We start from the raw sequence: 19,762 nt of genomic DNA on the forward strand, positions 1-19,762 counted from the left end.
GGTTAGGTACGGCCACAGCCGCGGATGATCGACATGAGCGACCCATGGGTCTCGGCGTCGGCGGCAACCACAAGCCCGTGGCCCGTCCGCCCAATCGGGGCGCCGTCGATCCCGGTGACCACGCAACCGGCGGCCCGGCACACGGCGATACCGGCGGCGAAGTGCACGCTCCCGGTCAGGTCACCGCCGTCGGTGACGTACGCGGCGCGTTTGCCCGCCGCGACCCACGCCAGAGCCAACGTCGTGGACACGACCCTCGGCCGGAACCGCTCGACGAACCCGGCGTGGGCCAGCAGGTCCACGGCCCGGAACCCGGGCGCGCTCGGAAACGGCGGATCCAGGTTGACGTCCACCAGCCGGGTGGCCGCCGTGGGCGTCAGCCGCGTGTCGGCCCCGCCGTGCCGTACCCAGGCGGACTCGCCGTCGGTGAAGAAGACCTCGCCGCCGAACGGGTCGGCAACCGCCGCCGCCCCGTCGCGCAACGCCACGTTGACCGCCACCAGCATGCTGCCGACTGCGTAGTTCAACGTGCCGCACAGGGGATCCACCAGCCACTGACGTACGGCGTCGGCCGCACCCCGCCGCCCGCCTTCCTCGCCGAGCACCGCGTCCCCGGGCCGGGCGGCACGGAGGGCGCCGAGGATCGCCTTCTCCGCCTCCACATCGGCGGTCGTGGCGAAGTCCCCGCCACCCTTGTCGACGCGGGCGAGCCGCCGGCCGTACAGCCCGCGAACCACATCCGCACCGGCCCACGCCGCGGCTACCGCGACCTCGGCATCGTCAGAACTCGCCTTCGAGGTGTTCACGCCGTGCAGGGTACGTTCGGTGCTCACGTCCCGTCGATGGCTTTCAGCCTGAGTTCCTGGTCCGCTGCGCCGGCGAGGAGTTCGTCGTCGTGGCTGATGAGGAGGACGACGACACCTTCCGCGGCGAGGTCGCGCATGACCTGGGTGATGGAGTGGAGGTGGCGGCGGTCGACGCCGGAGCTGGGTTCGTCGAACACGACGATCCGGCGGGCGCTGAGCCGGGCCGCGGCGACGACGAGGCGCTGCTGCTGGCCGCCGGAGAGGGACAGCGGGTGACGGTCGCTGAGGTGCGCGAGGTCGAGGTCACCCAGGAGGGCCTGGGAACGCGCGTCGAGCCGGAGCTCGGCCTCGACGCTGTCGGTGAACAGTTGCCGCTGCACGTCCTGCATGACGATGGCGCTCGCACGCTGGCGTTGGGTACGGCTGAGCCGACGCCCGTCGAGGAACATGTCGCCCTCGTGCCGTTGCAGGCCGGTGAGGACGCGGGCGAGGGTGCTCTTGCCGACGCCGTTCGGGCCGGTGACCGCGGTGATCGCTCCGGCGGGCAGGAAGGCCTCCTCGATGTCGAGCACGCGGCGGCCACGGAAGGCGCAGCGGACATCACGCAGGACCACCCCGTTCTCGGGGACTCCGGCCGGGGGAGTGGGCCCGGCGACGCTGGCCCCGTGCGCGACGGCGGGCGGGGGCGCCGGGCGGGAGATCAAGGTGAGGCCGCGGAGCCCCTCCGCGTGCAGGGTGGCGTCGTCGAGCGCGGCGAACTCCTGTCCTGACCATTCGGTGTGGACGCGCCCGTCGCGCAGGGCGACGACCCGGTCGGCGACGTCACGCAGGAAGTGGAGGCGGTGCTCGGCGATGACGACGGTCGCTCCTTCGGCGCGCAGCCGGGTGAGCATGGCGGTGAAGCGTTCGATGGCGGCGGCGGAGAGGTTCGAGGTGGGTTCGTCGAACAGCAGCACGGGCGGGCGGTGGGTGGCCGCAGCGGCGCAGGCGACCTGCTGTTGCTGGCCGCCGGACAGCTCCTGCAGCCGCCGGTCGGTGAAGCCGCGCAGGTGATGCTCGTCGAGGACGGTGGTGACGCGTTCTCTGATGTGCTCCGCGGGCTCACCGAAGTTCTCCAGCGCGAAGGCGAGCTCGGTCTCGGTCGTGTCGGTGAAGAACTGGCGGTAGGGATGCTGGAGTACGGTGCCGGTGCGGCGGCCCAGCCGGTCGAGTGGCAGGTCGGCGACGGCCTGTCCGTCGAGGTGCGCACCGCCTTCGAGCTCGCCCTCGTGGAAGTGGGGGATGAGGCCGTTCATGAGCCTGAGAGCGGTGCTCTTGCCGCATCCGCTTGGCCCGCACAGCACGACAGTCTCCCCGGGCCGCACGTGCAGGGTGAGTCCGTCGAGCGTGGGGGCGTCCGCGCCGGAGTAGGTCCAGCGCACCCCGTCGATCCGGATCACCGCAGCACCGTGACCGTGGCCAGCGACGCCGTGACGAGTACGGCGGCGAGGTCGGCGACGCCGAAGCGGGGAGGGCGCATGGCGGTGGGCCGCGACACCGAGCCGAGTCCGCGCAGCAGGGCCGAGGCGGACAGGTCCTCGGCGACGCGCAGGCTGGAGGCGATGAGCGGGACGGTAAAACGCTCGATGCTGAGCACCGGGTGGCGGAGCATGCCTCCCCAGCCGCCGATCCCGCGCAGCCGCATGGCGTCGTACACGGCACGGGCCTCGGCGATGATCGTCGGGAGGAAACGCAGCATCACGGCCGCGGAGACGGTGATCGCACGGGGGAGGCGGGCGGCACGGAGCGCGGCGGTGAGCTCGGTGGGCGAGGTCGTGGACAACAGGTGCAGGGCGACGCCGCCGATGACGACGAAGCGAACCAGGTAGGCGGCCATGATGGCGAAGGTGCCGACGGCGGGGTGCGGTACGGCCAGCGGCAGGAGATAGGCGAAGGCCGCGACACAGGCGGCACCGGCCGGCAGGGCGACGGCGCGTCTCCAGGCACCCTCGTTGAGCGCGAGCAGCACTCCGAGGACGAGTGCCGCCGGAACGAACGACGCTCCGTTCGGCGCCATGACGACCGTGCTCGTCGCGAGCACGAGCAGTGCCTTCGTCCGCGGGTCCAGCCGGAGCACCGGGCGGGAGCGGGCCGCCACAGCGGACCGCTCCCCGACCGCCACCGGAGTGACGGTCACGCCAGGCCCGCCTTCTCGAAGTGCTTGCGCATCAGCCGCAGGCCGAGAAGCCCGCCGAGCAGGCCGAAGAGGATCGTGGACACGTCGAACGCGATCAGCACCGCCGGGGACATCAGCGCCTGCATCTGACTGATGTACTCGGCTCCCATCATCTGCATCGCGGGATCGGCGTAGTACCCCTCGCGGTCGTAGAAGATCGGCATCACGGGCCCGACGAACCAGACGGAGTAGACGGCGTAGGCGAGCACGCTCAGGCGGCGGGAGCCGTACCGGCCCGCCCAGATGATCACCTCGGCGACCAGCCCGCACACAATGCTGATCACGAAGCTGACCAGCGGATGCCCGGTGAGCACGAGGAGCCCGGCGGTGACGATCGCGAAGATCGTGACCATGCCCGCGTGGCGCACCCGGGTGAGGAACAGCATGAACGGGATGCCCCCTGCCACGATGCTCGCCACGAAGGCGACCAGCATGACGGTCGGGTTGATGAACCCGAGCATGTTGATACCGAACACGATGACGAGGTAGAGGGCGCCGAAGACGCCGATGTTGATGAGGTCCTTCGGGCTCATGCGTACGTCGAGACGGCGCTCAACCGGAGTGGTCACGGGGTTCCTTTCGTGGCGAGTTGCCAGCCGCGGGCACGGACCCGCTCGTTCCAGAAGCGGGCGTACGTGCCCCCGGCGGCGAGTAGTGCGTCGTGGTCGCCGTGCTCGGTGATCCGTCCCCGGTCGAGGACGAGGATGCGGTCGGCGGCGACCACGGTGGACAGTCGGTGGGCGACGACGATGACGGTGCGGTCCCGGGCGAGCTCGGCGATCGCGTCGGCGACGGCGGCCTCGTTGGCCGGGTCGAGTGCGGCGGTCGCCTCGTCGAGCAGCACGATGGGGGCGTCCTTGAGCAGGGCGCGGGCGATCGAGACGCGTTGCCTCTCTCCGCCGGACAGGGTGGATCCGCCCTCGCCGACGCGGGTGTGCCAGCCGTCGGGGAGGCGTTCGACGACCTCGTCGAGGCGGGTGACGCGGGCGACCCGGTCGAGGTCGGCGTCGCTCGCGTCCGGGGCGGCCATGCGGAGGTTGTCGGCGATCGTGCCCTCGAACAGGTAGACGTCCTGGAACACCTGCGCCGTCAGGCGGGAGACCCCGGCGCTGCCGAGTTCGCGGACGTCGTGGCCACCGACGCTGATCGTGCCCTCGTCGGCGTCGAAGAAGCGGCCGACGAGTTTGAGCAGGGTGCTCTTGCCCGCGCCGGACGGTCCCACGACGGCGGTGAAGCTGCCCGACGGGATCGTCACGTCGATCCCGTCGATGACCACCGGGCCGTCGTCGTAGCCGAAGCGCACGCCGCGGAGCTCGATGTCGGAGCCCGCGGGTTCTGCGGGGCTGACCGGTTCCGGCAGCGGCGGTACGGCGAGCAGCGCGCGCACCCGGCCGATGGCGTCGGCGTTGACCTGCACGTGCCCCGCGAGCTCGCCGAGTTGCGAGATCGGGTCCAGCATGCGGAGGGTGACGATCAGCACGCCGATCATGACCGGGACCGTGATGGCGCTCTGCAGGGTGAGGGCGACCGCGAGGGCGATGACGGCGGTGACGACCAGTTGCAGGGTGCCGAAGAAGGCGATCAACCCCCATGCTCCACGGATCGTGAGCCGCGACTGGGAGCCCTGCTGGCGGACCAGGGAGTCCTCCAGCGTGCCCAGCTCCGGCCGGTCGAGCACACCGTAGGCGCGCAGCGTCGGCTGCTGGCGGGCGTACTCGATGATGCGGGACGCGGTCACGCCGATGTCGTGCTCGTAGTCGTCGTCGTTGCGGCGCACGATCACCATGAGCAGCCGCAGCGCCAGCGCGCACAGCACCGCTCCGGCGGTGAAGGCGACGCCGATCCGCCAGTCGAGGAGGAAACTACCGACGATCATGGTGGCCGGGGCGGTCAGGCCGACCACGACGTGGCGCAGCAGGTGCGCGGGGATGTTGGCCACGTCCATGGTGCCCTTGCCGAGCATCCTGCCGATCGGCCCGGTACGGTCACCGCGGAACCAGCCGATCGGCAGCGTGGCGAGGTGGTTGCCGATCCGCTCGTGGAAGCTCGTCAGGACGTCCGTCCCGACGAGATAGCCGAGCGACGTGCTCCAGGCGAGCAGCACGTGATGTACGGCTACCGCCGCGACGATCGCCCCCAGCCAGAGCCAGAACCGGCTCCAGTTGACGGGCGGGCTCACGAGGGTGGCGATCAACGGGGCCACGAAGAGGAACCCCAGCCCCTGCAGGACACCCTGTGCCGCCTGGGCGGCGAGCATGACGCGCAGGTGCCTGCGGCCGCGCGCGTCCAGCAGCTCGGACAGGTATCGGATCATGGCGATCATCAGCGCGTCTCCATCTCCGTGCCGGCGTCCTCGCGGGCGCGCTGGTCGTGCTCCCACAGCCGCGCGTAGAGCCCGTCGCGGACCAGTAGTTCCTCGTGCCGTCCCTGCTCGGCCACGCGGCCGCCGTCGAGCACGACGATCCGGTCCGCGCCCCGGACGGTGCTCAGCCGGTGCGCGATGACCAGCACGGTGCGGTCGCGCGCGACCTCGCTGAGCGCGTCCTGGATGCGGGCCTCGTTCTCCGGGTCGGCGCTCGCGGTGGCCTCGTCGAGGACGAGCACCGGCCGGTCGGCGAGGATCGCCCTGGCGACGCACACCCGCTGCCGCTCGCCCCCGGACAGTTCGGCGTCCTCACCGACCACGGAGTCCAGGCCGCGAGGAAGCTCGTCCAGCCGGTCCAGGATCTGCGCCTTGGCCGCTGCCGCGCGGACGGCCGCCTCGTCGGCGTCCGGACGTGCCAGGCGGATGTTGTCCCGGACGCTCATGTGCAGCAGCGCCGAGTCCTGGAACACGAACGCCACGTGCCGGTACAGCTCGGCGGGGTCGATGTGCCGCAGATCGACCCCGTACAGCTGTACCGAGCCCTGCTGCGGGTCGTCGAAGCGGGGCAGCAGCTTGGCCAGCGTGGACTTGCCCGACCCGGACGGGCCGACCAGCGCGGTGATCGTGCCGCGTTCGAGGTCGAGGTCGACGCCGTCCAGCGCCACCGTGTCGCCGTAGGCGAAGCGGACCCCGCGCATCCTGACCACCGGGCCGGGGGCGTTCTGGTCGGGCGTGATCGGGTCGGCCGGGACGGGCAGCTCCGGGCTGGAGAGCACCTCGCGGATGCCGCGGGCCACGCTCAGCGCCGTGACCAGCGGGTGCACCGACATCATGACCGTCATCAGCCCCGCGGTGGTGACCGTACCGAACACGAGGAACGCGATGAGGTCCTCCACCGGCAGCCAACCGGCCGCGGTGAACGCTCCTCCCGCGGACGCCATGACGACGAGCACGCTGGGTGGCGAGAGAAGGATCTCCGCGATGACGCTCGCCACGCTCGTCGCCCTCGCCCAGTCCAGGAAGAACCGCGCGAAGCTGCGCGACACCTCCTGGAAGCGGCGGCTGGCGACGCCGGGGGTGCCGAACGCCTTGACGACGCCGATGCCGTTGACGAACTCGACCGCGGCTCCGCTGAGCCGGGTCAGCCACTCCATGAACTCCGGGTACTTCGTCCCGGCGCCGGCCATCGCCCGCTGGTACATGGCCAGACCGGCGACGATGGGCAGGAGGCTGACCAGCGCCATCCGCCAGTCAACGGCGAGAAGGTAGACGATCGCCACCACGGGCGGGACCGCGGCGGCGGTGACCTCCACCACGGAATGGGCGATGAGCTGGTGGAGCGCCGCGACGTCGTCCTCGACGGTCTTCTTCACGGTGCCCGAGTTGCGGTCGGTGAACCAGCCGAGGGGCAGCCTGCGCAACTTGACCAGGAGATCGCGGCGGATGCCGAAAGACACCCGGATGTCGGCCACAGCCGTCGGCTGATCTCCACCACGGCGACCAGCGGCGCCATTCCGGCCAGCGCGCTGACGGCGGTCAGGACGCCGCAGCCGATCAGAGTGGCGCGGGCGGGGGCCAGCACCGAAGGCGCCCGCAGCGCGGGCAACACCGTGGACATGTCTGATCCTTCACGACAGAGAACGACGATCCGCCCACACTATTGCGTACTAAGTACACGTAAGCAAGGTTAGGCTTACCTTAATCTTTTCCCGGGTGGGGTGCCACTACAGTTGAGGGAATGGTCACCCGGACGAGCTCCAGCGGACGCCGCCAGTTCCTCACCCGCGGGATCGTCGTGGCCGCCGGACGGCGGGTCGCCGAGTCGGAGGGCGTCGACGGGCTGACCATCCGTCGGGTGGCCGCCGAGCTGGGCGCGGCCCCCATGGCGATCTACCGGCACGTCAAGGACAAGCAGGAGCTCATCCTGGCGCTGCTGGAGGACGTGGCGAAGGGGCTGCCCCCGCTGCCCGAGGACGAGGGGACGCCGCAGGAACGGATCGTGGCCGCGTTCGTCTCCGTGGACGCCTATCTCGCCCAGCACGTGTGGGTCGTGGAGATCCTGCGGCAGGGCGAGCTGTTCGCACCGCGCGCCGCCGCCCTGTTCATGTGGACCCTGGACCGGTTCGGCGAACTCGGCCTGGACGACCACCGGGCGACCGACGCGTACGCGAAGCTGTGGTGGTACGTCCTCGGCCACCTGTGCTACCTGCCGGGAGTCGCCCCCGAACGGCGCGCCGCCCGTGAGGAACTGCTGAGCTCCTCGGTGGCCGACCCAGAACGGGCCCGCCGGGCGGTCCGCTCCTTCGACCATGAGGCCGCCTTCCTGGGCGGACTCCAGACCCTGGTGGACGCCCTCAGTCGCCCTTGATGTGGAGGGCGGCGATGCCGGTGAGGACAAGGTTGACGCCGGTGAGGAACTGCTCGCGGTCGTCGTGCTCGCGCATCTGGTCCGCGATGGCCCGCATGAACGGGTAGTCGTCGGGATCGAGGTCCCGCCACGCCCTGGAGGCGGTGGCGAGGAACTCGGCCCGGTCCACCTCGAAACCGTCGGCGCGCTGGGAGGTCTGGGCGGTGGCGCCGAGGACGTAGTGGACCAGCGTCGAGGTCGTGGTGAACCAGTCGTCCCGTGGCACTCCCAGCGCGCTGACCGGTCGGCCGACGCTTTCGAAGATCCGCAGTGTCACCGGCCCCCAGGGGTTGCGAATGAGCTGCGCCGCGAGCTGGGCGGCGAGCCACGGGTGCTCGGCGACCGCGTCGAACAGGCCGAGCGCGACGGCGCGGATCTCGTCCTGGGGGGCCACTTCGGCGGGCCGGGCCAGGGCGGTGGCGACGACGGCGTCGGCCGCGGCCTCAAGCAGCTCGTCCATGTTGCCGATGTGCCAGTAGATCGCGCCTGACCCGGTGGCCAGGCGGCCGGTCAGCGCCCGGACCGTCAGGGCGTCCTTCCCCGACGCGTCCAGCAGCTCGACTGCGGTCTCGACGATGCGCTCCCGGGTGAGCACCTGCCTGCGGCGCTGTGACTGATGTGTCCGTACGGCCATGCCTGGCATTCTGGCACGCTCTGGAGCGGCGATCCAATATGGAGTAGCGTTCCATGATTGGAGCGATGCTCCATAAACCAAGGAGGCTCGTCATGTACGACGTGGTGATCGTGGGCGCCGGTCCGGTGGGCCTGTTCCTCGCCGGTGAACTCGCGCTGGCGAACCGCTCGGTCCTGGTCCTGGAACGGGACCGGGAGCCGACCTCGCCATGGAAGGCGCTCCCGCTCGGACTGCGGGGCCTGAACGCCGGATCGGTCGAGGCGTTCCACCGCAGGGGAATGCTGGAAGAGCTGCTGAAGGCCTCGGGCGCCGACGGGACGCGCCGTGACGTGAGCCATTTCGCGGGCATGCGGCTCGACCCGGCCAACATCGACGCCGCCGCCCTCCCGTTCCTGCTGCCCGGTCCGGCGATGGGTGGCGTCATGACCAGCCTCGACGCGGTTGGAACCGTACTGGCCGAGCGGGCGGTCAGGCTCGGCGCGCGGATCCTGCGGGGCGTTCCCGTCGAGGCCGTGACCCAGGACGGCGAAACCGTCGTCGCACGGGCAGGCGGGCACGACCACCGGGCACGCTGGCTCGTGGGCTGCGACGGTGGACGCAGCACGGTGCGCCAGCTGGCGGGCTTCGACTTCGTCGGCACCGAACCGCTGTTCACCGGCTACGTCGCCCACGTCACCTTTGCCGATCCGCGGAAGCTGAACCCGGGCTTCAACCTGACACCGACTGGCATGTACCTGCGGACGCCCTTCGAGGGGCATCTGGGCATGATGGACTTCGACGGCGGCGCCTTCGACCGCTCGCGGCCGCTGACGCGCGAGCACCTCCAGACGGTCCTGCGCCGGGTCTCCGGCACCGACGCGACACTCACCGAGGTCCATCTCGCCTCCAGCTTCACCGACCGCGCGATGCAGACCACGACCTACCGGAACTGCCGCGTCCTGCTCGCCGGTGACGCCGCCCACATCCACTCCCCGCTCGGCGGCCAGGGACTCAACCTCGGCATCGGCGACGCCATGAACCTCGGCTGGAAACTCGCCGCCACCCTCAACGGCACCGCACCGGACGGCCTGCTCGACACCTACACCGCAGAACGACACCCCGTCGGCGCGGCGATCCTCGACTGGTCACGCGCCCAGGTCGCGACCATGAACCCCGGCCCCAACGCCCCGGCCCTGCGGCGGCTGGTTCACGATTTGCTCGACACCCGCGACGGGACCACCCACGTGTTCCGCAGCACCTCGGGACTTTTCCACAGCTACGACCTGGGCGACGACCAGCCGCTCGTCGGCCGGACCGCCCCGGACTTCCGTCTCGCCGACGGCACCCGCCTCGGCGACCTGCTGCGCGAAGGGCGCGGCGTCGTACTCGACCTCACCACCGACCGTCGCCTGCACGACGCGGCGACGGACTGGAAGGACCGCATCCGCTACGCGGCCGGGCCGGTGAGCGACGATCTCGGATTCGGCGCCCTGCTGGTCCGGCCCGACGGCATCGTCGCCTGGGCAGACGGCCACGACCCCGACCACGAGGCGTTCCGGCACGCCGCCACCCGCTGGTTCGGCGACCCGCGACCGGTGGCCGCGGATGAGGTTGATGGCGATGCCGTACGGCCATGGCAACGCATCGGGGGTGTGTGACCCCACCCACTGGCGAGGCCGTATCGCCGGTGCCAGCGGTCGCGGACGCGTGGCCCGTGGAGGTCACGGCGCCTGACGATCTGTGGGTGCGGCTCGCAGTGATACGTCAGCGCCGCCTCAGCACGCCGACCAGGCTCGTGAGGCTGTCCTGGCCGTGACCCGCGGTGACACCCTGACGGAAGATCTCCAGGACGGCGGCGGGAAGTGAGCCGTCCACGCCGGACGCCTGCGCGGTGCGCAGCACGTGTTCCAGGCTCGCCACGCCCATGGAGATCCGGTCGACGTCCCCCGCGTGGTCACCCGCGGTGATGCGCGGCGCGTAGAACTCCAGGAAGTAGCGCAGGTCCATGGTCCGCACCGCGTGCGGCAGAAAATCCCGCGCCGAGATCCCGTTGGCCTCCGCCACCGCCTGACCGTGCAGGTAGCCCGCCAGCGCCGTCCAGAACATGTCGATCCCGATCTGGTAGTACAGCGCCGCCAGTCCGGGGTCCTCACCGAGGTACTCAATCCCGGTCAGCACCTCCAGGGCGGTCCTGTGCCTCTCGATCACATCCTTTTGGCCGCTGTAGTAGGTCATGGCCTCGGGCGTGCCGATGCCAGGAGGCGGCACCTGCACCCCACCGCTGATCTGTACGGCCCCGCGCCCGGCCAGCCATGCGACCGCCTGGCGCGCCCTGTCCGGGGTGTCGGAGGTGAGGTTGACCAGCGTGCGTCCGGCCAGGGCGGACCCCGGGGCCCGGGCCAGGACGGCGTCCATCGCGTCGTAGTCGATCAGGCTCAGCACCACCAGTTCGTTGGCGGTGAGCGCCGTCTCCACGGTCTCCGCCCTCCTCGCGCCCCGCGCCACCAGCCCGTCCGCCCTGGCAGGCGTCCGGTTCCAGACGGTCACCTCGTAACCGCCGTCGAGATAGGCACCGGCCATGGCCTGTCCCATGGGGCCCAACCCGATCACCGTCACGGACTTCATCCACGCACTCCTCGGTATTAGAACGAACGCTCTATCCAGAGGCACGCTAACACACGACTGGAACGAACGCTCTACCTAGTACGATGGGGCCATGCGGACCCAGCACGAGATCGGCACCCGGGAGCGGATCGTCCGTGCGACCTCCCGGCTGATGCAGCGACAGGGATACGAGGCGACGGGCCTCAAGCAGATCTCCCAGGAAGCCCGGGCCACGCTGGGCTCGGTCTACCACTTCTTCCCCGGCGGCAAGCGGGAGCTGACGATCGAGGCGGTCCGCCACGGGGACAGGGAGTTCGCGGAGTTCCTGCACGCGGTGTTCGAGCGGGAAGACGATCCGGCCACGGCGATCGTCGCCTGCACCCGCGACCTGGCCAAAGGACTACGGGAGTCCAACTGGCTGGACGGTTGCCCCGTCACCACCACGGCGCTGGAGAGCGCCGGCCGGGAGCCCGAGATCCAGCGGGCCGCGGAGGAGGCCTACGAGAACTGGCGCACGTTGGTCCGCGACAAGCTCACCCGCTCCGGCTTCGCCGACGACGTGGCGCACGACCTCGCCCACAGCGTGATCAACCTGCTGGAAGGCGCGGAGCTGTCGGCGCAGGTGTCCCAGAGCGAAGCCCCCCTGGAGATCGCCGGCAGGCACCTCGCACGGCTCGTCGACTCCTACCGATGAACACGATCGGTAGGTGACCCGTCAGGCGGCGGCGTACCGCTGCGCGGGATTGCGGAGCGCACCGCATATTCCGGCCACCGCCTCCCCGAACCTCGGCGTCCAGCCGAGCCCGCGCACCCTGCCGGCGTCGAGCGCCGCGTCCATCGCCAGGAAGCCCGCCATGGGGCCGTGCGTCTCCAACGCCTCCGCGAGACTCCATGAACGCACGGGCACACCGGCCGCGTCCCCGACCGCCGAGAAGAGGTCGGCCATCGACACCGGCGCCTCCTCGGCGACGTGGAACACCCCGCTCGCACGGGATTCGAGCACCAGCGGTTCTCACCGGTGCCGACGTAGCGGGCCACGCCCTCGGAACGCGCACGATGGACCAGCCCGGCGACGGGACCCGCCCCGTCGCCGTAGACCATCGGAGGCCGTACGACGACCCCGCGGACACCCGGGGCGTCGAGCACCCGCGCCTCCGCCGCGGCGAGCCAGGCGAGTGGGCCGGTCACGTCCGCGGTGTCGTCCTCGGTGACCGGCACCCGGGACGAGCGCGCCCTCGGTGCCCCGGTGGTCGTCACGAAGACGCCGCCGCTCATCGACGCGAGCATCGCCGTCACCGCCGCCGCATCGACCAAGGGACGGTCGTCACCGTCGCTCGCCGCGGTGTGCACCACACCGTCACCCGCTGCCGCCTCCCGCGTGAGCACGGCGAGGTCGGTTAGGCTGCCCCGGACGGGTTGTCCGCCCGCGGCGCGAACCCTGGCCTCGGCCGCGTCGCTGCGTGCCAGGCCACGGACCCGGTGGCCGCGCGTGACGAGGGCGCGCGTCAGCGCCGAGCCGATGAATCCACTCGCGCCGGTGAGAAAGATGTCCAATGTCGTCTCCTTGGTGAGGGGGATGACTCACCTTAGAAAGCGCCGGATCCACCGTGTATGTGTCAGAGTTCAGCCGCCATGCGTGATCGTCCGCCTGCCGACGTCCTCGGCACGCTGCTGCGCCACGTGCGGATCACCACGAGCACATTCGGGCGGATCGAACTCGGCGCGCCCTGGGGCGCGAAGCTCGGCCCGCGCGGCACCGTCTCGCTGCACCACCTGCTCGAAGGCGAGATGTGGCTGGAACTGGACGGGCACGACATCCACGTCGGACGCCGGGATCTCCTGATCCTTCCGCACGGCACGCCGTACACGCTGCGACATCGGCCGGGGGCGCCGGTCGAGGACGAGGCGCGCTGGCGGACGCCTCCTGTGCCGGGCGCGCTGTCGGTGAGGCGCCGCCACGGCGGCGACGGCGCGAGGACCGTGGTGCTGTGCGCCGAACTGGGTGTGGAGGGGGCCGCCAGGGCGATGCTCATGCGGGCGCTCCCGTCGGTGCTGCGCTTTCCCGCCGGTGGCTCGGGCGAGGCGATGCCCGGACTCGACCGGCTCCTCGACGTCCTGCGCGAGGAGGTGCGCGAGGCACGGAGCGGCGCGCCGCTCATCGCCGCGCGACTGGCCGAACTCCTGCTGCTGCGGGCCGTTCGCGAAGAACTCGAACGGCCCGCGACGGCCGGTTCCTGGCGGGCCGCGCTCACCGACGACCGCGTCGCCCGGGCCCTGGACGCGATCTACGGCGCGCCGGAGCGTCCGTGGAGCGTCGTCACCCTCGCGCGTACGGCCGGCATGAGCCGGACGGTCTTCGCCCAGCGGTTCCGCGATCTCGTGGGGGAGAGCCCGTTCGCGCACCTGACCCGGTGGCGCATGGAGGTGGCGAAGACAACGCTGCGGGACCATCCCGGCCGCACTCTCGGCGAGATCGCCTCGTCCGTCGGCTACGCCGACGAGTTCGCCTTCGGCACCGCGTTCCGCAGGGTCGTGGGCATCCCCCCGGGCGCATACCGCACCGCGGCCGAGCGGCCCGAGCCACCGTCCTGAGGAAGGGAACAGCTCCTGCCATACTCCCCGTGATCATGAGGGGGAAGTCTCGGAGGAAACCGATGCGCAAGACCATGCCTTCGGCACCTCAACGCCGCATCGGTCCACTTCGTTGGATGGCTTACTTGGCCTGCCCCCGTGTACGGCGGCGGACCGGGTGATCGTCAGCCGGCGTGGGCGATGTCCAGTTCCCGTGCTCGGATGGACCTGCTGCCGCTTCGCAGGGAGCGCAGGGCGTTGCCGATCACCGGGAGCCGGAGGCTGCGCGCCATGACCGGCCGCAGGGCGATCTGCCGCCGGTTGCCCGGGGTGACGAAGTACCGCTGTTCGACGCCGTTGGTCTGGTAATAGGTCATGTGCGGACGGAGCTGTGCCTCCCAGGCCCGCAGCGCGCCACGGATGTCGCCGGAGTGACGGCACAGCATGCTGGCGAGCAGGTCGGCTCCGGCGAGCGCTGCGGAGATCCCCATGGCGGCGTACAGACTGGGGCACCAGGCGGAGTCGCCGACCAGCACGACCCGGCCGCGTGACCAGGCGTCCATGCGGGGTTGCTCCACCGAGTCGAACAGGAACTCGTCGGCGCCGTCGAGCGCTTCGAGCGCCTCGCCGAGCAGCAGTCCGGTGGGCTGGGGGCCGTACGCGGCACGGACCTGTCCGGCGGGCCGGCCGGTGAACTCCGCGTCGACGTCGTCGGTGCGGTACGAGAAGAGCACGGTGGGCGGGTGGTCGGCGAACGGGAAGACCCACATGGCCCGGCCGGGTTCGAGAAGGCTCGCCCCCTCGTGCGGGGAGAGGCCACCAACCGGACCCGGCAGCGTCATCGCCGCGATCATGTAGCCGAGTCGGCGCAGATATCTGTCGTGCGGGCCGAAGACGAGACGCCGGACCGTGGACCGCAGCCCGTCGGCGCCCACGACGAGGTCGAACCGCTCGGTCACGGATGTGCCGTCGTGTTCGAGCGTCACCTCGACGCCGGAGGCGTCCTGCTCGATGCGGGTGGGGGTCGTCGCGTAGCGGACCTCCACGTCATGCGGGAGCGCGGTGAAGGCGGCGCGTTCCACGTCACCGCGCAACATCATGCGAGGTGAGACCGGCAGATCTCCGAAACCCAGGCCGGGTTTGCGGACACCGGCGCGGTCCACCGTGTAGGTGACGCCGTCAGGCGGTGAGCGGTCGGGGATGGCGTCGAGAATGCCGAGTCGTCGCGCGGCGGCCTGGCCTGCGCCGAACAGCACGACGAAGTAGCCGCCCGATCGACGGCCCGGCGCCCTCTCCACGATCACCGGATCCCAGCCGATGCGCCGAAGGCCGATCGCCGTGGCGATGCCGCTGACACCGAGCCCCACGACCAGGGCCCGTCTCCTGCCACTGCTCAACAAGATCATGGCTTCCTCCTCGGGGGGATGGCTAGGGGACGAAAACGACGCGGTCGTCGGTCTCCGCGGCCCACATCTGCTCGACCTGGGCGAGGGGTACGGCGCGGGCCCGCACGTCGATCGCACCCGCGGCCACCGCCGAGGCCAACTCCGGCAGTTCGGAGAGGAAGTCGCGGGCAGGGACCGAGCCGATACCGCTGCCGACGATCTGCAGGCGGGCGGAGCGCAGCGCCGCGGAGGGAATCGGCGCGGTCTGACCGGCGACGGATCCGATCTGGATCCAGGTCAGCGGGGCGGTGCGGTCGGCGCGGGCCGTGAGCATCGGAATCATGGCGGCGGCGGCGCGTTCGCCCCATACATAGTCGATGACCACGTCGACGTCGGCCGCCTGGCCGAGCTGGTCGAAGGTGATCGTCTCGTCGGCGCCGAGCGCGGTGAGCGCCTTCAGACGGGTGGTGTCGCGGCCGGCGGCGATGACCTGGGCGGCGCCGAACAGCTTGGCGATCTGGACCGCCATCCGTCCGGCGTTGCCGGTGGCGCCGAGGACGAGGACGCGCTGACCGGCGTGGAAGTCGACGCGTCGGCGCAGTGCGACCCAGGACGACATGGCCGGGTTCATCGCGGCGGCGATCCGCACGGGGTCGATGTCGTCGGGCAGGATCACGCTGCGGCGAGGGTCGATGAGGGTGCGATCGGCGAACGTCCCCAGAGCCGTGTCGTCCAGGGCCACGTAGCGGACGTTGCCCTCCTTGTCGCGCACCACGCCGTCGACGCCGGGGACCAGCGGGTACATGCCGCCGCTGGAGTAGTGCGAGCCGTTCGCCCTGGACCTGGTCAGATGGTGCAGGCCGGCCGCGAGGACCTCAACGACCAGCTCGCCGCCGTGGCGTGACACGGGGTCGGGGTGGTCGCGGTAGACCGGCGGGCAATCGGATGCCTGGATGACAGCGGCATGCATGGCGCACTCCTCAGAGATGGTTTGTTTTACCAACTACTTCCATAATGGTTGGTAATGCAAACCATGTCAACGTGTTCGTCGATCGTCTGGCGCAGAGCCCGGGTCGCGCGGCACTCCCGGAGAGCGTCGGCCTCTTCTCACTCCGACATGGTTGGCATTGCCAACCATGTCGGACTAGCATGACGGCATGACCAGCGCCGACGACGTCATGGACGCCCTCGTCCGGACCACCTTCGAGGTGGCGGGCGTGCTGACCCGTATCGGCGGCGAGCACGATCTGTCGCTCACCCAACTCCGGGTGCTCGGCATCCTCCGCGACCGCCGCGCTCGCGTCACCGAACTGGCCGCCTACCTCGGCCTGGACAAGTCCACGATGTCCGGCCTCATCGACCGCGCCCAGCGCCGGGGGCTGCTGACGCGTGGCAAGAACCCCGAAGACGGACGGGTCGTCGAGGTGTACATGACCCCGGCCGGACTCGAACTCGCCAAACGAGTGGAGGATGACATCCGGCGTGCCCTGACGCCCGCGACCGGCCGCCTGGACCCGGAGCAGTTCGGCCCGATTGTCAACCTGCTCAACATCGTCTCGACCCGTTCGTCGCGTACGGACACCTGACCAGGGCCGTCGAGGTTCCCGGGCGGTGTGCCTCAGGTCACCGGGCTCCTGTGGCAGGAAGGCCTGACAGGACTTCACCGCGCCGGGCTCGTTCCGCCCGCCGCGCGGCGACGGCCTCGGCGGGTGAGCCGGGACCGAACCCGTGAGCCGCTGACGGCACCACCGGAGCCGCACCACAGGATGCTGAGTACCTGGGTTCGTGTCAGCAGCCGCGAAGTAACCGTTCAAGGGAATGTCGGATTCTCCTGCCATACTCCCCGTGATCATGAAGGGGAAGTCTCGGAGGAAGCCGATGCGCAAGATCATGCCTGCGGACTACGCGTGGGAGAACGACTGGCAGGAGGAGATCTACACCGTCACCTTCGTCCGTGGCCTGGACGAACGCGAGACGCTCCGGCGGTTCGGCGTGGTCGACGACGACATCCATCCGGCGGACGGCGAGGAGGCCATGGAGCGCGTCGAGGAGACCGACGGTTGCTGCGACATGGTGCTGGTGACCCGGGCCGGTGACTGGACTATCGCTTTCGAATACAGCGGCTGGGAAGGGACCCGGCCCGAGACCCTGCGCGAACTGACCCGCGACGGCGGTGAGGCCGTCTCCGTCATGCGCCACGACTACGCGGCCTCGCATGACTTCGAACACGCCGTGGACGGCCGGATTCGGACGGCCTTTCGCCCGCAGACGCCCCAGGAGCGCTGGGGCACCCACCCCGACGCGCTGAATGAGGACATGCGCGAGCTGGGGCTGGAGCCCGAACCGGACGAGGAGTACGTGTCCGGTTCCGTTCCCGCGGCCCTCGCCCTGGCCAGCCGTGTCTCCGGAGTTCTGTTCACCCCCGCACTGCTGGACGGGCCGCTGCTGGGCGGGATCATCACCGACGCGGTTCCCGACGATCCCCGAGAAGGTGACCCGCTGCCCCTGTGAGCCTTCGACCGGGATTCCACTCCCGGGCCATCTTCTCCATGGACGAGGCCCTGAACGGTCGGGGTATGGCTGTCACGGCAGAAAAAACGTGGAATTCGTGGCCGACGGATGTCGAGAACGCTCCGGCGGCTCCGTCCCAGGGGCGGATCACGACAACATCCCCGGAGGGACGGCCATGCGAGCGAACGAGATCACCGAGATTCTGGACCGGCCGATCAGCCGGGAGCTGTTGGCGCGCGACGTGACCCGGCTGGCCTATGTGGCCAGGGACGGCACGCCCAGGAACGTCCCGATCGCGTTCACCTGGAACGGTTCGGAGATCGTCGTGTGCACCACGAAGAACGCCCCGAAGCTTCCGGCCCTGCGCGAGAACCCGATGGTCGCCCTGACGATCGACACCGAGGTGCACCCGCCCAAGATCCTGCTGATCCGTGGCCGGGCCGAACTGGACGCCGTCGACGGCATCCCGGACGAGTACCTCCAGATCAACGGCTCGTACGAGATGACGCCCGAACAGCGGGTCGAGTGGGAGGCTGAGGTCCGCTCGCTCTACGACGGCATGGTCAGGATCGTGGTGACCCCGACGTGGGCGAAGCTGATCGACTTCGAGACGACCCTGCCGAGCGCGGTCGAGGAACTGGTCCGGCGGCGGGCCGAGCGCGTCTGAACACGAGTCCCGACAACACCGAGGAGAACATGATGGCCAAATATCTGCTGCTCAAGCACTACCGGGGCGCTCCCGCGTCGGTCAACGACGTGCCGATGGACCGGTGGACGCCGGAGGAGGTCACGGCCCACATGCGGTACATGTGGGACTTCATCGCCCGGCTGGAGAACACGGGCGAGTTCGTCGACAGCCAGGGGCTCTCCCCTGAGGGCACGTTCGTCCGCTACGACGGTGAGGGGCGGCCACCGGTCACCGACGGCCCGTTCGCGGAGACCAAGGACCTGATCGCCGGCTGGGTGGTGATCGACGTCGACAGTTACGAGCGGGCGCTTGAGCTGGCGGGCGAGCTGTCGGCGGCTCCGGGCGCGGACGGGAAGCCGATCCACGAGTGGCTTGAGGTGCGCCCGTTCCTGGCCGAGCACTCGGCCGTCACGGACTGACGCGCGTGGACGAGTCCCTGCTGCGGACCCTCACCCCCACGGTGATCGGCGTCCTCGTCCGTCGCGGAGCAGACTTCGCCTCGGCCGAGGACGCCGTACAGGACGCCCTGGTCGAGGCCGTGCGCGTGTGGCAGGACGGTCTGCCTCATGACCCCAAGGGCTGGCTGGTCACCGTGGCCTGGCGCAAGTTCCTCGACGCCGCCCGCGCCGACACCTCCCGGCGGCACCGTGAGGCACGTGTCGAGGCCGAGCCCGAGCCAGGCCCCGGCGAGACGGTGGACGACACGCTCCGGCTGTACTTCCTGTGCGCCCACCCGTCCCTCACCCCGGCCTCGGCCGTCGCGCTCACGCTGCGCGCGGTCGGCGGCCTGACCACCCGCCAGATCGCGCAGGCCTACCTCGTGCCGGAGGCGACCATGGCCCAGCGCATCAGCAGGGCCAAACGGACGGTCTCGTCGGTCAGGTTCGACCAGCCCGGAGACGTGGCCACCGTACTGCGCGTGCTCTATCTCGTGTTCAACGAAGGGCACGGCGGGGACGTCGACCTGGTGGCGGAGGCGATCCGCCTCACCCGCCAGCTCTTCGCCCTGACCGACGAGCCCGAGATCGCGGGGCTGCTCGCGCTCATGCTGCTGCACCACGCGCGCCGCGCGTCCCGCACCGGCCCCGGAGGCCGTCTGGTGCCGCTCGCCGAGCAGGACCGGTCACGCTGGGACACCCGCCTGATCGCCGAGGGAGTGACGATCCTGCAGACGGCGCTGGCCCGCGACCGGCTGGGCGAGTATCAGGCGCAGGCCGCGATCGCCGCCCTGCACGCGGACGCCCCCAGCACCGCCGAGACCGACTGGGTGCAGATCGTGGAGTGGTACGACGAGCTGCTGCTCCTCACCGGCAGTCCGGTGGTCCGGCTCAACCGCGCGGTGGCGGTCGGCGAGGCCGACGGACCGCAGGCGGGCCTGGCGGCACTGGCCGAGGTGAGCCCCGACCTGCCCCGTTACGCCGCGGTCCGCGCCTACCTGCTCGAACGCGCCGGTGACCTCGAACAGGCCGCCGCACTGTACGGCGAAGCCGCCCGCGCGGCGACCAGCCTGCCGGAGCGCGACCACCTCACCCGCGAGGCCGCCCGAGTACGGCAACGACTCCAGCCGTGAGTACGGCCTGGCGAGCCTGATCGTCCG

General features: G+C 70.7%; 20 protein-coding genes and 1 pseudogene. 9 read left to right on the forward strand and 12 right to left on the reverse strand.

Going from position 1 to position 19,762, the window contains the following annotated elements; genetic code table 11:
- Positions 1-2: 2 nt before the first annotated feature.
- The 6 genes from FHS44_RS09220 to FHS44_RS09245 are packed head-to-tail and all read right to left on the reverse strand — an operon-like array spanning position 3 to position 6,858.
- Positions 3-833 (reverse strand): inositol monophosphatase family protein, encoded by an 831-nt coding sequence (locus FHS44_RS09220; protein ID WP_312863579.1) that lies wholly within the window; start codon positions 831-833, stop codon positions 3-5.
- The gene (locus FHS44_RS09225; protein WP_184713558.1) at positions 830-2,245 is read right to left on the reverse strand and encodes an ABC transporter ATP-binding protein; all 1,416 of its coding nucleotides are present in this window, start codon (positions 2,243-2,245) and stop codon (positions 830-832) included. The genes FHS44_RS09220 and FHS44_RS09225 overlap by 4 nt, the downstream gene beginning before the upstream one ends.
- The gene (locus tag FHS44_RS09230) at positions 2,242-2,982 is read right to left on the reverse strand and encodes an energy-coupling factor transporter transmembrane component T family protein (protein ID WP_221460618.1); all 741 of its coding nucleotides are present in this window, start codon (positions 2,980-2,982) and stop codon (positions 2,242-2,244) included. The genes FHS44_RS09225 and FHS44_RS09230 overlap by 4 nt, the downstream gene beginning before the upstream one ends.
- A complete protein-coding gene (locus tag FHS44_RS09235) occupies positions 2,979-3,590 on the reverse strand; it encodes an MptD family putative ECF transporter S component (protein WP_221460619.1) in 612 nt (203 codons plus the stop codon). Before FHS44_RS09235 ends, FHS44_RS09230 begins: the two co-directional genes overlap by 4 nt.
- A complete protein-coding gene (locus FHS44_RS09240) occupies positions 3,587-5,344 on the reverse strand; it encodes an ABC transporter ATP-binding protein (protein ID WP_184713559.1) in 1,758 nt (585 codons plus the stop codon). Before FHS44_RS09240 ends, FHS44_RS09235 begins: the two co-directional genes overlap by 4 nt.
- On the reverse strand, positions 5,344-6,858 hold the full coding sequence (locus tag FHS44_RS09245; RefSeq protein WP_221460620.1) for an ABC transporter ATP-binding protein: 1,515 nt from the start codon (positions 6,856-6,858) through the stop codon (positions 5,344-5,346). Before FHS44_RS09245 ends, FHS44_RS09240 begins: the two co-directional genes overlap by 1 nt.
- 266 nt (positions 6,859-7,124) lie before the next feature.
- On the opposite strand from FHS44_RS09245, the gene FHS44_RS09250 reads away from it, so the two are divergent.
- On the forward strand, positions 7,125-7,754 hold the full coding sequence (locus tag FHS44_RS09250) for a TetR/AcrR family transcriptional regulator (protein WP_184713560.1): 630 nt from the start codon (positions 7,125-7,127) through the stop codon (positions 7,752-7,754).
- On the opposite strand, the gene FHS44_RS09255 is transcribed toward FHS44_RS09250, so the two are convergent.
- Positions 7,741-8,427, reverse strand: coding sequence for a TetR/AcrR family transcriptional regulator (locus FHS44_RS09255; protein ID WP_184713561.1), 687 nt, complete (start codon positions 8,425-8,427; stop codon positions 7,741-7,743). The genes FHS44_RS09250 and FHS44_RS09255 overlap by 14 nt on opposite strands.
- Before the next feature lie 92 nt (positions 8,428-8,519).
- On the opposite strand from FHS44_RS09255, the gene FHS44_RS09260 reads away from it, so the two are divergent.
- Positions 8,520-10,064, forward strand: a complete 1,545-nt coding sequence (locus FHS44_RS09260) for an FAD-dependent oxidoreductase (RefSeq protein WP_184713562.1) — start codon at positions 8,520-8,522, stop codon at positions 10,062-10,064.
- Between the two features lie 106 nt (positions 10,065-10,170).
- Here FHS44_RS09260 and FHS44_RS09265 read toward each other — a convergent pair whose 3' ends face one another.
- Positions 10,171-11,031 (reverse strand): NAD(P)-dependent oxidoreductase, encoded by an 861-nt coding sequence (locus tag FHS44_RS09265; protein WP_184713563.1) that lies wholly within the window; start codon positions 11,029-11,031, stop codon positions 10,171-10,173.
- 91 nt (positions 11,032-11,122) lie between these two features.
- Between FHS44_RS09265 and FHS44_RS09270 the strand changes: the two genes are divergently transcribed.
- A complete protein-coding gene (locus FHS44_RS09270; protein WP_184713564.1) occupies positions 11,123-11,704 on the forward strand; it encodes a TetR/AcrR family transcriptional regulator in 582 nt (193 codons plus the stop codon).
- A 21-nt stretch (positions 11,705-11,725) separates the two neighbouring features.
- Here FHS44_RS09270 and FHS44_RS40815 read toward each other — a convergent pair whose 3' ends face one another.
- On the reverse strand, positions 11,726-12,013 hold the full coding sequence (locus FHS44_RS40815) for a Rossmann-fold NAD(P)-binding domain-containing protein (protein WP_246435384.1): 288 nt from the start codon (positions 12,011-12,013) through the stop codon (positions 11,726-11,728).
- Positions 12,014-12,099: 86 nt separating this feature from the next.
- Positions 12,100-12,564, reverse strand: a pseudogene (locus tag FHS44_RS42715) (NAD-dependent epimerase/dehydratase family protein); the annotation flags it as partial.
- 78 nt (positions 12,565-12,642) lie between these two features.
- Between FHS44_RS42715 and FHS44_RS09280 the strand changes: the two are divergent.
- Positions 12,643-13,602: an AraC family transcriptional regulator gene (locus tag FHS44_RS09280; RefSeq protein WP_184713566.1), complete on the forward strand. Its 960-nt coding sequence runs from the start codon at positions 12,643-12,645 to the stop codon at positions 13,600-13,602.
- 164 nt (positions 13,603-13,766) lie between these two features.
- Here the strand turns inward: FHS44_RS09280 and FHS44_RS09285 are convergent, their stop codons facing one another.
- Both FHS44_RS09285 and FHS44_RS09290 read right to left on the reverse strand, forming a co-directional pair.
- Positions 13,767-14,987, reverse strand: a complete 1,221-nt coding sequence (locus FHS44_RS09285) for an FAD-dependent monooxygenase (RefSeq protein WP_184713567.1) — start codon at positions 14,985-14,987, stop codon at positions 13,767-13,769.
- Between the two features lie 22 nt (positions 14,988-15,009).
- Positions 15,010-15,936 carry a quinone oxidoreductase family protein gene (locus tag FHS44_RS09290; protein WP_184713568.1) on the reverse strand — a complete coding sequence of 309 codons (927 nt, stop codon included), beginning with the start codon at positions 15,934-15,936 and terminating at the stop codon, positions 15,010-15,012.
- A gap of 187 nt (positions 15,937-16,123) precedes the next feature.
- On the opposite strand from FHS44_RS09290, the gene FHS44_RS09295 reads away from it, so the two are divergent.
- The 5 genes from FHS44_RS09295 (at position 16,124) to FHS44_RS09315 (ending at position 19,735) form a co-directional block, all read left to right on the forward strand.
- The gene (locus FHS44_RS09295; protein ID WP_184713569.1) at positions 16,124-16,552 is read left to right on the forward strand and encodes a MarR family winged helix-turn-helix transcriptional regulator; all 429 of its coding nucleotides are present in this window, start codon (positions 16,124-16,126) and stop codon (positions 16,550-16,552) included.
- Positions 16,553-16,844: 292 nt separating this feature from the next.
- A complete protein-coding gene (locus tag FHS44_RS09300) occupies positions 16,845-17,477 on the forward strand; it encodes a DUF6461 domain-containing protein (RefSeq protein WP_184713570.1) in 633 nt (210 codons plus the stop codon).
- A 175-nt stretch (positions 17,478-17,652) separates the two neighbouring features.
- Positions 17,653-18,144 (forward strand): pyridoxamine 5'-phosphate oxidase family protein, encoded by a 492-nt coding sequence (locus tag FHS44_RS09305; RefSeq protein WP_184713571.1) that lies wholly within the window; start codon positions 17,653-17,655, stop codon positions 18,142-18,144.
- A 32-nt stretch (positions 18,145-18,176) separates the two neighbouring features.
- Entirely contained in the window at positions 18,177-18,584 is a 408-nt protein-coding gene (locus FHS44_RS09310) for a YciI family protein (protein ID WP_184715131.1), read from the forward strand.
- Between the two features lie 5 nt (positions 18,585-18,589).
- Entirely contained in the window at positions 18,590-19,735 is a 1,146-nt protein-coding gene (locus FHS44_RS09315) for an RNA polymerase sigma factor (RefSeq protein WP_184713572.1), read from the forward strand.
- Positions 19,736-19,762 lie beyond the last annotated feature (27 nt).

The organism is Streptosporangium saharense, from assembly GCF_014203715.1.
GTDB classification, from domain to species: Bacteria; Actinomycetota; Actinomycetes; order Streptosporangiales; family Streptosporangiaceae; genus Streptosporangium; species Streptosporangium saharense.

Coding starts and splice junctions, on each gene's coding strand:
- FHS44_RS09255 (WP_184713561.1), bottom strand. CDS start 8,427: ATGGCCGTACGGACACATCAGTCACAGCGCCGCAGGCAGGTGCTCACC.
- FHS44_RS09290 (WP_184713568.1), bottom strand. CDS start 15,936: ATGCATGCCGCTGTCATCCAGGCATCCGATTGCCCGCCGGTCTACCGC.
- FHS44_RS09260 (WP_184713562.1), top strand. CDS start 8,520: ATGTACGACGTGGTGATCGTGGGCGCCGGTCCGGTGGGCCTGTTCCTC.
- FHS44_RS09250 (WP_184713560.1), top strand. CDS start 7,125: ATGGTCACCCGGACGAGCTCCAGCGGACGCCGCCAGTTCCTCACCCGC.
- FHS44_RS09305 (WP_184713571.1), top strand. CDS start 17,653: ATGCGAGCGAACGAGATCACCGAGATTCTGGACCGGCCGATCAGCCGG.
- FHS44_RS09265 (WP_184713563.1), bottom strand. CDS start 11,031: ATGAAGTCCGTGACGGTGATCGGGTTGGGCCCCATGGGACAGGCCATG.
- FHS44_RS09310 (WP_184715131.1), top strand. CDS start 18,177: ATGGCCAAATATCTGCTGCTCAAGCACTACCGGGGCGCTCCCGCGTCG.
- FHS44_RS09285 (WP_184713567.1), bottom strand. CDS start 14,987: ATGATCTTGTTGAGCAGTGGCAGGAGACGGGCCCTGGTCGTGGGGCTC.
- FHS44_RS09300 (WP_184713570.1), top strand. CDS start 16,845: ATGCGCAAGATCATGCCTGCGGACTACGCGTGGGAGAACGACTGGCAG.
- FHS44_RS09240 (WP_184713559.1), bottom strand. CDS start 5,344: ATGATCGCCATGATCCGATACCTGTCCGAGCTGCTGGACGCGCGCGGC.
- FHS44_RS09270 (WP_184713564.1), top strand. CDS start 11,123: ATGCGGACCCAGCACGAGATCGGCACCCGGGAGCGGATCGTCCGTGCG.
- FHS44_RS09295 (WP_184713569.1), top strand. CDS start 16,124: ATGACCAGCGCCGACGACGTCATGGACGCCCTCGTCCGGACCACCTTC.
- FHS44_RS09280 (WP_184713566.1), top strand. CDS start 12,643: ATGCGTGATCGTCCGCCTGCCGACGTCCTCGGCACGCTGCTGCGCCAC.